The organism is Streptomyces chengmaiensis, assembly GCF_029846775.1.
Lineage (GTDB): Bacteria > Actinomycetota > Actinomycetes > Streptomycetales > Streptomycetaceae > Streptomyces > Streptomyces chengmaiensis.
Genome location: NZ_JARWBG010000047.1, coordinates 48,790 through 58,430, shown reverse-complemented (window position 1 = coordinate 58,430; position 9,641 = coordinate 48,790). Strand labels below are relative to the sequence as shown.

General features: G+C 69.5%; 9 protein-coding genes and 1 rRNA gene. 2 read left to right on the top strand and 8 right to left on the bottom strand.

Going from position 1 to position 9,641, the window contains the following annotated elements; genetic code table 11:
• Positions 1–2 precede the first annotated feature (2 nt).
• Positions 3–119, top strand: a 5S ribosomal RNA gene (gene rrf / locus QCN29_RS29070).
• Between the two features lie 90 nt (positions 120–209).
• Positions 210–791, top strand: a complete 582-nt coding sequence (locus QCN29_RS29065) for a GNAT family N-acetyltransferase (protein WP_279931898.1) — start codon at positions 210–212, stop codon at positions 789–791.
• Between the two features lie 77 nt (positions 792–868).
• Here QCN29_RS29065 and QCN29_RS29060 read toward each other — a convergent pair whose 3' ends face one another.
• The 8 genes from QCN29_RS29060 to QCN29_RS29025 form a co-directional block, all read right to left on the bottom strand.
• Positions 869–2,560: a type VI secretion protein gene (locus QCN29_RS29060; RefSeq protein WP_279931897.1), complete on the bottom strand. Its 1,692-nt coding sequence runs from the start codon at positions 2,558–2,560 to the stop codon at positions 869–871.
• 1 nt (position 2,561) lies between these two features.
• On the bottom strand, positions 2,562–3,986 hold the full coding sequence (locus QCN29_RS29055) for an ATP-binding protein (protein WP_279931895.1): 1,425 nt from the start codon (positions 3,984–3,986) through the stop codon (positions 2,562–2,564).
• Positions 3,987–3,996: 10 nt separating this feature from the next.
• The gene (locus tag QCN29_RS29050; protein ID WP_240139249.1) at positions 3,997–5,553 is read right to left on the bottom strand and encodes an SCO6880 family protein; all 1,557 of its coding nucleotides are present in this window, start codon (positions 5,551–5,553) and stop codon (positions 3,997–3,999) included.
• A complete protein-coding gene (locus QCN29_RS29045) occupies positions 5,550–6,959 on the bottom strand; it encodes a hypothetical protein (RefSeq protein WP_279931894.1) in 1,410 nt (469 codons plus the stop codon). The genes QCN29_RS29050 and QCN29_RS29045 overlap by 4 nt, the downstream gene beginning before the upstream one ends.
• Positions 6,949–7,800 carry a hypothetical protein gene (locus tag QCN29_RS29040; RefSeq protein WP_279931891.1) on the bottom strand — a complete coding sequence of 284 codons (852 nt, stop codon included), beginning with the start codon at positions 7,798–7,800 and terminating at the stop codon, positions 6,949–6,951. The genes QCN29_RS29045 and QCN29_RS29040 overlap by 11 nt, the downstream gene beginning before the upstream one ends.
• Positions 7,801–7,982: 182 nt before the next feature.
• Entirely contained in the window at positions 7,983–8,291 is a 309-nt protein-coding gene (locus tag QCN29_RS29035) for a hypothetical protein (protein WP_240139251.1), read from the bottom strand.
• Between the two features lie 420 nt (positions 8,292–8,711).
• Complete coding sequence (locus QCN29_RS29030; protein ID WP_279931890.1) at positions 8,712–9,173, bottom strand: hypothetical protein; 462 nt, start codon at positions 9,171–9,173, stop codon at positions 8,712–8,714.
• 98 nt (positions 9,174–9,271) lie between these two features.
• Complete coding sequence (locus tag QCN29_RS29025) at positions 9,272–9,637, bottom strand: hypothetical protein (protein ID WP_279931889.1); 366 nt, start codon at positions 9,635–9,637, stop codon at positions 9,272–9,274.
• Positions 9,638–9,641 lie beyond the last annotated feature (4 nt).

Below are 9,641 nucleotides of genomic sequence, written 5' to 3'. Positions count from 1 at the left end.
GTTTCGGTGGTCATTGCGTTAGGGGAACGCCCGGTTACATTCCGAACCCGGAAGCTAAGCCTTTCAGCGCCGATGGTACTGCAGGGGGGACCCTGTGGGAGAGTAGGACGCCGCCGAACAATTATTGGGCCGTAGGCTCCTGGACTTGGTCCGGGGGCCTACGGCCTTTTTGCGTTGCCCCGTCCCGGCTGAGTCGTCAGGATCAGGGCATGGACTATGTCATTCGGGCGGTACAGAGCGACGAGTGGGTCAAGGCGCGAGAGCTCAGGCTCGCCGCACTGCAGGATCCAGTTGCACCCCTCGCCTTTCTGGAGACATACAAGAACGCCATCGAGAAGCCGGATGCCTTCTGGCAGGAGCGCACGGCCCGGGTGGCCGCAGGGGGAGTCCAAGCAGCTGGCGAGCCGCCTGCCTGCCAGTTCATCGGTGAGGCGCCGGACGGAACATGGGGCGGAACTCTGACCGTACGGGTGGAACCGGCCGGCACAGGCTTGAGCTTCGCGGCAGAAGCGAAAGTGGATCAGGCCCACGTCGTAGGGGTCTATGTAAGGCCCGATGCGCGTGGTTCAGGGCTCGCGGACGCCTTGTTCCGGGCCGCGATCGAGTGGTCCTGGGCCCTGCCCAAGCCGAAGATCGAACGGGTGCGGTTGTATGTGCACGAGCACAACACCCGCGCGGCCGCGTTCTATCGGCGTGTGGGGTTCTTGGCAAGCGGAGAGACGTTGCCCACGCCCGACGACGCCATGGCGCGAGAGCTGGAGTACGAGATACGTCGTCCTCCAGGGCTGTGAGAAAGCCGGTTCCGAAGCCCACGCCCGGTCTCCCAGTGTGGCCGGGTGCAGCCCTCCGCCGGTTCGGTGCGGCGCGGTCACTGGGGGAGCGGCTCCGGCCAGCGGGCGCGAGCCTGTTCGGCGGAGCGGAGCAGGACCAGGGTCGGCAGGCCCTGGTCCTGACCTGAGGTCAGCAGCTCCGGAAGGTGGGGAAGCGGAGCCACGGCCGCGACATCGTCGAGGATGAGCGTCAGTGGTGGGTCGAGCCGGCCGGCGGATGACCGTGCGGCCATGCGGCGGCCGTGCTCGACCACGCTTGAGGCGAGAGCCGTGAGCAGCGGCATGGCGCCGGGGTGGGTGCGGGGGTCCTCAATCGGTTCACCCACCACATAAAGCGTGCCCCCTTCGTTTGTGAATGATTCCAGGGAAAGCGAATCGGACCGATTCCCGGTGCAGGCGTCACGGATGTGGACCGAGGAGAGCGCGGACAGCGCACGGTTCGTCAGCTGCTGGGCCACGTCACGGCGTTCGGGGTGTGCGATGAGTGCGGACTCCAGCAGGCCGGCGAGACCGGCGGCGGCCTTGGGGTGGGTGCGGAGGATGCGTACGGCCTCCTGGGCGCCGCCGCCCTGTGCCCAGCGGTGCACCTGCTTGAACGGGCGGCCGTCCACGGCGGCGGCATGCAGCCAGCAACGCAGCAGCGTCTGGGCCGTGTCCGCCATGGCGGCGTCGAGGCGGGCGTGCGGCCGTACGGGGGCGAGCAGCGCGGCGGCGCGGGCCGCGGCCGTGTCGGCATCCCCGCAGTGTGCCGTGGGTGACCAGTGAAGCCGGGCGGGTGTGTCGCACAGATGCCCGGGGTCGTAGACCAGGACGGGGCCGAGCTTGGAGCGTGCGTCTTTCGTCTCCGACCAGACGGTCGTGTCCGAGGTGACGACGAGGGCCGGGCCGTCGGCGTCAAGGACCGCTTGGACGGTGGCCGGGCGGCGGGTGGCGGGACCGCCGTAGAGGACGCGGGGGGTTCGGGGGCCCGGGACGGTGGGGAGGGGTGCGGGCGTCACCTGCCCGGCGGAGCCCGCCGGCTGGCGGTGCTGACCGGCCGGACCGGGCTCGTCTGCCTGGACCGGGCCGGGCGGGTCTGCGGTCGCGCCGTCCGGCGGGCGGTCGGACGGCGTGGCGGTCGCCGACGGCGGCGCTGCGGAGTTGCTCGCGCCGGCGGGAGCAACCTCGGAGGCGACTTCGGACGGAGATTCGAGGGCGGTCCCGGTCACGGGTTCGGCTGCGGATTTCGGTACGGGTTTGGCCGCTGGTCCTGCCGCTGGTCCTGCCGCTGGTTTGGCCGCCGGGTCGGCCTCGTACGCACCATGGGCCCCGGTCACCTCCCGCTCGTACATCTTCCGCTTCTTCGCCTGGCGGACCGCCCGCCAGCGGGCCGCCGTCCCCAGGACGAAGACGGACAGCACCACCAGCACCATCAGCTCGCCGACGGCCAGGCCCCAGAACAGCCCGTACCCGGAGAGCTGCTCCGGCGGAGTGTCGGGCCAGGCGCCGGGCAGGTCGCGCGGGTCCGAGGCCAGGGCTCGCATCGCCAGCGGCGTACGGGTGAAGGCGACCCCGCTCGGCCAGGCGCCGTGGGCGAACAGGCCGGCCAGGCCCGTCGCCGTCCACACCAGCAGTGTCAGGCCAAGGAGGAAGGCGAGCAGGCCGACCAGCAGGCCGTCGGGGATGCCCCGTTCGCCGGGGCGTGCATAGCCCGCACGCCGGGCTTCGTACTCGTCGTGCCGGTCGGGCATATCACGCCACCGTTGATTCCGAGGACTCGTCCAGTTCCAGCTGCTGTCGCTCGATGAGTGCCGCGCGGCGCTCGGCCTCCCATTCCGCGGCCTGGACGTCTTCGGGCAGCGAGCGGTTCTCCGCGGCTGATTCGGTCATCGCGCGGTCGGTGAAGACGATCGGCCTTTCGGCCTCCGTCACCAGGTGCTTGACGACCTGCACATTGCCGTTGACGTCCCAGACGGCGATGCCCGGGGTGAGGGTCGGGATGATCTCGACCGCCCAGCGGGGCAGCCCGAGAACCCGGCCCGTGGCGCGCGCCTCGTCGGCCTTCTGCGCGTAGACGGTCCTGGTGGAGGCCATCTTCAGGATGGCGGCGGCTTCACGGGCCGCCGCACCGTCCACGACGTCCGACAGATGGTGGACGACGGCGACGAAGGACAGTCCGAGACGTCGCCCGAACTTGAGCAGCCGCTGGAAGAGCTGGGCGACAAAGGGGCTGTTGATGATGTGCCAGGCCTCCTCGACCAGGAAGATGCGCTTCTTCCGGTCGGGGCGGATCCAGGTGTGCTCCAGCCAGACTCCGACGATGGCCATGAGGATGGGCATGGCGATGGAGTTGCGGTCGATATGAGAGAGGTCGAAGACGATCAGCGGGGCGTCCAGGTCGATGCCGACGGTCGTCGGCCCGTCGAACATGCCGCGCAGATCGCCGTCGACGAGACGGTCGAGGACGAGGGCGACGTCGAGCCCCCAGGCCCGTACATCGTCTATGTCGACGTTCATGGCCTCCGCGGACTCCGGCTCGGGGTGGCGGAGCTGTTCGACGATGTCCGTCAGCACGGGCTGGCGGCCGGTGATGGTGGCGTTGACATAGGCGTGCGCGACCTTGAGCGCGAAGCCGGCGCGCTCGTCGAGGCCGTGGCCCATCGCGACCTCGATGATCGTACGGAGCAGCGCGAGCTGGCCCGTGGTGGTGATCGCCGGGTCGAGGGGGTTGAGCCGGATGCCGCCGTCGAGCGCGGTCATCGGGTCCAGGCGGATGGGCGTTATCCCCAGCTCCTGTGCGATGAGGTTCCACTCGCCGACGCCGTCCTCGCCCTGGGCGTCGAGGACGACGACCTGGCGGTCGCGGAAGCGGAGCTGGCGCAGGACGTAGGTCTTCTCCAGCGCCGACTTGCCGTTGCCGGACTCGCCGAGGACCAGCCAGTGGGGTGCGGGGAGCTGCTGCCCGTACAGCTGGAAGGGGTCGTAGACATAGCCCTTGCCGCTGTATACCTCACGGCCGATGATCACGCCCGAGTCGCCCAGTCCGGGGGCCGCGGTGGGCAGATACACGGCCTGGGCCTGGCCGGTTGAGGTGCGCACGGGCGGGCGGGTCGTCTCCACCTTGCCGAAGACGAAGGAGGTGAAGGCGTCGGTGAGGACGGACAGCGGATCTCGCATGGCTGGGCCCCTATCGGCGGATGCCGGTCGCGAACGGCAGCGTGTTCACAAAGGCCCGGTGGTGCTCGCGGTCACACCACTCCAGCTTGAGGTAGGACTTGCCGGCTGAGGCCCTGATCGTGCGCTTGTCCTTGGCCAGGGCCTCGGGGGAGCGCGCCGACACGGTGATGTACCCGACGAGGTTGACGCCCGCCGCCCCGCTGGCGAGATCTTCACCCCGCTGGTCGAGTCGGCCGTGGGCGGCGATGTCGCGCGGGTCGACCGTGCGGTTCAGCTTGGCGGCGCGGCTGGCGTCCGCCTCGTCGTTGGTCTTCTCGGTGAGCATGCGCTCGATGGCGACCTCGGTGGGCTCCAAGTCCATGCAGACGGCGACCGTACGGATGACGTCGGGGGTGTGGACGAGCAGCGGGGCGAGGAAGTTGACGCCGACGGGCGTGAGCGGCCACTCCTTGACCCAGGCGGTGGCATGGCACCAGGGGGCGCGGGTGGCGGACTCGCGGGTCTTGGCCTGGAGGTAGGTGGGCTCCATGGCGTCGAGTTCGGCGGGCCAGGCGTTGCGCCTGGTCATGGCCTGGATGTGGTCGATGGGGTGGTCGGGGTCGTACATCGAGTGCACGAGGGAGGCGAGGCGGCTCTGGCCGAGCGGCTGGCGTACGCGGATGTCGGCTTCGGCGAGCCGGGCGCAGATGTCGGTGAGTTCGCGGGCCATGACGACGGCGAGGCCCGCGTCCTTGTCGAGTTTGCGGGTGCCGGTGGCCTGGCGGGCGGCGCGGGCCATGGCGTTCGCCTCGGCGGCCAGCTCGCGGGTGTAGTGCATACAGGCGACAAGATAGGCGCGGTGCTGCTCGCTGGAGGTGGAGACCATCGACTGGAGCTGGTCGTACGAGTCGCGCAGCCAGGCCGGGGCCCGTGCGTCGCCGCGCTGGGCGACGTCCTTGGCGTGGGCGTCGGGGTCGGCGGGGAGGGTGCGGGCGAGCATCTGGAGGCGGGTGACGAAGCCGTCTCCGTTGGCGACATGCTTCAGAAGCGTGCCGAAACGGTCCACCAGGGCTTCCTGGTCCTCGCTGTCGCGCAGTCCGACGCCCGGACCCTCGATCTCGATGGCGGCGGTGACGGTGCGGCGGTCCGCGTGGAGGAGTACGGCGATCTCGTCGGGCCCGAAGGGGGCGGCGAGCCAGTTGATCCGGCCGATGCCGGGGGGCGGTCCGATCTCGACCTCGCGGCCGTCGAGGCGGGTGCCGGACTCTGCGGCGGCGGAGCGGTAGACCGCGACGCCGCTGCGGACGGTACGGCGGTAGCTGCGGCTGATCTCGAACCACTTGTAGAAGGTGCGGCCCTTGAAGGGGACGTAGACGGCGGCGAGGGCGAGCATCGGAAAGCCCATCAGCAGCACGATGCGCAGGGAGAGGAGGGGGACCAGCAGTCCGCTCATCATGCCGAGGAACGCGCCGGCGATGATCAGGGCGATCTCGCCGGTCTCGCGGTTCTTGCCGATGATCGCGTTCGGCCGGGAGCGGCCGATGAGATACGTACGGCGGGGCGTGATGGGTTGGGACTGGGTCGTCAACGCCCTCCACCTCCTGTGCCTGTGCCGGTGCCTGTGGTGCTTCCGGCGCCGGTGGCGCCGAATGTGCCGTGTGTGCCTGAGCCGCCGGCCCTACGGCTGGAGTGCGGGGTGCTGCCGGACGGGCCCGAGCCCGCGCTGCGGGGCGGAGGCGCCGCCGGCGACGCACCGCCGCCGCGGGAGCTGTGGGCGGCGACGCCGCCGCTGACGGGGTTGGCGGGGCGGGCCGCGCTGCCGCCCGCGCCGTTGGAGCTGTCGCCCGCGGGGTTGCCCCGGGCGCTGTGGGTCTTGATGCCCTGGGAGACCAGGGCGGCGGGAGAGCTGATGACGGCGGCCGCGGCGTTCTCTGCGCCGTTCTGGAGACGGTTGTTGCGGGAGGCGGCGATCTCGTCGCCGAAGCCCGGTACGAAGCGGTAGATCATCACGGAGGCGAAGATGGCCAGGATGATGATGGCGAGCCCGGAGACGACGGCGGAGAAGGAGTCGGGGCCGTCCTCGGAGGCGAGCGCTCCGGCGAGACCCAGCACGATGACGATGATGGGCTTCACCAGGATCACCGCGATCATGATCCCGGCCCAGCGACGAACGTGCCCCCACATGTTCTTGTCGACGAGCCCCGAGTAGACGACGACACCCAGCAGCGCGCCGACGTACAGGAGCACCGCCCGGATGAACAGCTCCAGATAGAGGACGCCGGCGGCGAGGATCGTGACAAGCGAGACGACGATCAGCATGATCGGCCCGCCGCCGATGTCGGTGCCCTTGGTGAGCGCGGCGGAGAAGTTCCCGAAGAACATGTCCGTCTGGCCGCTGCTGCCGCCCGCGATGACTTCGGTGACGCCGTCGGTGGCGGAGACGAGGGTGTAGAGGATCAGCGGGGTGAAGGCGCAGGCGAGGACGGTCAGCCAGAGGAAGCCGACGGCCTCGGAGATCGCGGTGGTGAGAGGGACGCCGCGGATGGCGCGCTTGGCGACGGCGAGGAGCCAGAGCACGAGGGTGAGGACGGTGGCGGCGGCGAAGACGATGGCGTACTGGGCCAGGAAGGTGGTGTTGGTGAAGTCCACGGTGGCCGTGGACTTCACCGCCTTGGAGAGCGTGTCGACGGTCCAGGCGGCGGCGTCGGCGCAGCCGCGGGCGAGCGAGGAGAGCGGGTCGAGCGCGTCGGCCGGGTCGGTGACGCCGCCGGTGCGCGAGCCGCTGCCGGCGCCTTCGCCGTTCTCGCAGTAGTCGCGGGCGGGGCCGGCGATGAGCCCGCAGGGGTCGTTGCTCTCGCTGGGGCTGGGCGTCGGGGTAGGTGTGGCCGTGGGTGTCGGCTCTGCTGTGGAGCGGGCTGCGTACAGGAATCCCGTGGAGTGGATCGCCACTAGAGCGGTGAGCACGGTGCGGGCGCGACGAGGGCTACCGGGCATAGGTGAACCCTCCGAATTCGTTGACCGCGTCCGCGATTTCGTTCGACCCGGAAACGGCGTTGTCACCGGTGACCGGTGTCGGACCGGTCTTCTGGCTGGTCGCCAGAACCTTCCAGTCGGAGCCGTTCCACTTCAGCTTCACCGTTACGGTGAACCAGCCACTCGTCACCGGTTTGGTGGACTTCTCCCCGGTGAGCCCGAAGAGGCCCATGCACCACACGTCGACGTCTGCGGCGCCCTCGGTGTACTTCTGAACCTTGGTGCCCGCGGGGATGGTGCGGTTGACGAACGTCGTGTCTGCGGGGGCGGTGCCGTCTGCTTTCAACCCGAGCTGTTCGAGGAACTCGGACGAGTAGTCGGAGTCGAACCCGGACTGCAGGGTCGCGAGGGTACTGGAGTCTGCGACCGCCTCCACAATGCTGCGGCGGCGTTCCTTGTTGAACATCCCGTCAGAGCCGAGTGCCACCGCGTAGTTCGCCGCCGCGCTCTGCGCCCCCTGCTCGTCGTGGGCGTAGCCGGAAGGGATGTTTCCGGTCCCCGACCTTCCCGTCACCGGTTTGACGCCCGTGGCCGCCGTGGGGCCTGCCCCTGCCCCTGCGCCGTTGCCGCCGCGGGCGGAGGAGGAGCCGCCGTCGCCGTCCCCGCCCCGGTTGGCGAAGGCGATCGCGGCGATCAGGAGGACGACGACGCCGACCACCGCGACCAGGGAGCGTGAGCTGCGGGACGGGCGGCGGGCGCCGCCGTAGACGTCGGGGGTCGGGGCGCCCGGGAGGCGGGTGCGGGTCTGGCGCGAGGCGTCTGCCTGCTCGCCGCGGTAGCCCTGCTCGTCGCCGAGGCTCATGGTGCGTACGCCCCCTCACTCGTCTGCTGTTCCGCGTGGTACGCCGAAGCCACCGTGGGGGTGTCGTACGACGGTGGCCGTGCTGTTCTCCGCGCAGTCGCGGTGTGGTGACTCGACATCAGGGGACGCAACCTCAATGTGGCCGGGCCCGGACGCGTGGCCCGGCGATGACTGACGGGCGGTTAAACAGCCATCCCGTAGACGATGGTGAACAAGGTCCCCAGCGATCCGATGATGAAGACGCCGGTCAGTCCGGCGACGATCAGGCCCTTGCCCTGTTCCGCGCTGAACGTGTCGCGCAGTGCCGTCGCTCCGATGCGCTGCTTCGCCGCGCCCCAGATCGCGATGGCCAGGCAGAGGAGGATGGCGATCGCCATCACGACCTCGATCATCACGCGGGCTTCGTTACCCAGACTTCCGAAAGGTCCCCAGTTTGGGGCGATTCCTCCGATGATGGTGGTGATGTCGCCCTTTTCGGCTGCCAGGATCATGTAACTCACCGCCCCTGTCGGGTTGTTCGGTGCCCCTGCCCCGTGGCATGGGCCGTCGCTCTATCTTCGCTGATGAAACCGTCCGCGTACGCCGACTTGGCTGGTCTCTTTACCCGATCTCCGCACGTATGACCGACTGCATCCGCCCTGACCTGCGACGGCAGGGGTCGGGGCGGGGCGCAGGCAGGTCTATCGTCACTCTGTGTATCACGGTGCGTGACTCCGGGCAATGACTGTCGTTGTCCCACATTTGGGGCGCTGCGAAGCGCGGTGGACGGCGGGATGCCGGAGCTGCGGGCTGACGGGGGCAGTCGAAGCGTGCGCGGGGCGCAGCCGCGCGCAGGGTCGGGCGCACGTTCGAGAGGGGCGGCGGTGAGGTGAGCGGCCGTCAGCCGCCCCCTCGCCGGTACCCGGTGGACATCAGTAGACGCCGTTGAGGTCGGTGCCCTCGGGGGCGCGGAAGCAGCCGGAGACCACGTACACCGTGATACGAGGGGCTTCATCGGCCGGCCCCCCGACGTTGAGCGTCGCATTGATGGAGTACCGGTCCTTCTCGGAGTCGGCAGTCAGCTCAAGCGTCTTTGCCTTGCTGTTGTTCGGGCCGTACTCGACGATCTTCCAGCCGTTCTTCGGCAGGTTCTCTCGGAGCCTCTGGAAACCTTGCTTCAGTTCATCCTGCGAGACCTGGTAGACGGACCACGGGTGCCGTGACGTGAACAGGTGCTCTGGGTCCTCCTCGCAGGTGGAGATCCCGGGTCCCGGCTCCGTCGTCTTGCCGCCCTTGATGCCGATCACGTCGTGGATCTGACTGGAGACGGACCTCGTCCGGGATCGCAGTTCGTCGACCGCCAGCGTGGTGGGGGTGTATCCAAGGTCGTACACGTCTTTCGAGCATCCTGTCGTGAGGGCTGTCATGGCCAGGAGGGGGCGAGCGCCGCTAGAACTCGGCGTCGGCCGCCACCGTGGGTGCGTGTTGTCACTCAGTCGTCCTCTTCCACCCTGTGGTAATCCCCGACCACGATCACGGCCTGGTTGCGCAGACTCAGTGAGTCGCGCTTCCAGTAGTAGCTGTGCCCGGAGGTGTCGACATCCATCCGGTGCGCGCCGAAGGCCTCGTCCGAGGGGGCCGTCTGGACGTATCCGGCGTTGTAGGGGATGCCGTTCCAGGTGTGTACGTCCCACTTCCAGCCGCCGAGCCTGGCCAGCTTGCCTCCAGTGGGGACGAAGTCGTCGCCAGCGGCCGCGGACCAGACATGGCCCTTGGGTACGTCGAGGTCGTCCGCCTCGGCGACCATCATGCCGGGGCGGCAGGAGGTGCGTCCAGCGCGTGCCGAATGGCGCAGCAACTCC

What these genes read in the sequence shown, in the direction of transcription:
- QCN29_RS29065 (WP_279931898.1), top strand. Translation starts at nt 210, where the DNA reads ATGGACTATGTCATTCGGGCGGTACAGAGCGACGAGTGGGTCAAGGCG.
- QCN29_RS29035 (WP_240139251.1), bottom strand. Translation starts at nt 8,291, where the DNA reads ATGATCCTGGCAGCCGAAAAGGGCGACATCACCACCATCATCGGAGGA.
- QCN29_RS29040 (WP_279931891.1), bottom strand. Translation starts at nt 7,800, where the DNA reads ATGAGCCTCGGCGACGAGCAGGGCTACCGCGGCGAGCAGGCAGACGCC.
- QCN29_RS29060 (WP_279931897.1), bottom strand. Translation starts at nt 2,560, where the DNA reads ATGCCCGACCGGCACGACGAGTACGAAGCCCGGCGTGCGGGCTATGCA.
- QCN29_RS29055 (WP_279931895.1), bottom strand. Translation starts at nt 3,986, where the DNA reads ATGCGAGATCCGCTGTCCGTCCTCACCGACGCCTTCACCTCCTTCGTC.
- QCN29_RS29045 (WP_279931894.1), bottom strand. Translation starts at nt 6,959, where the DNA reads ATGCCCGGTAGCCCTCGTCGCGCCCGCACCGTGCTCACCGCTCTAGTG.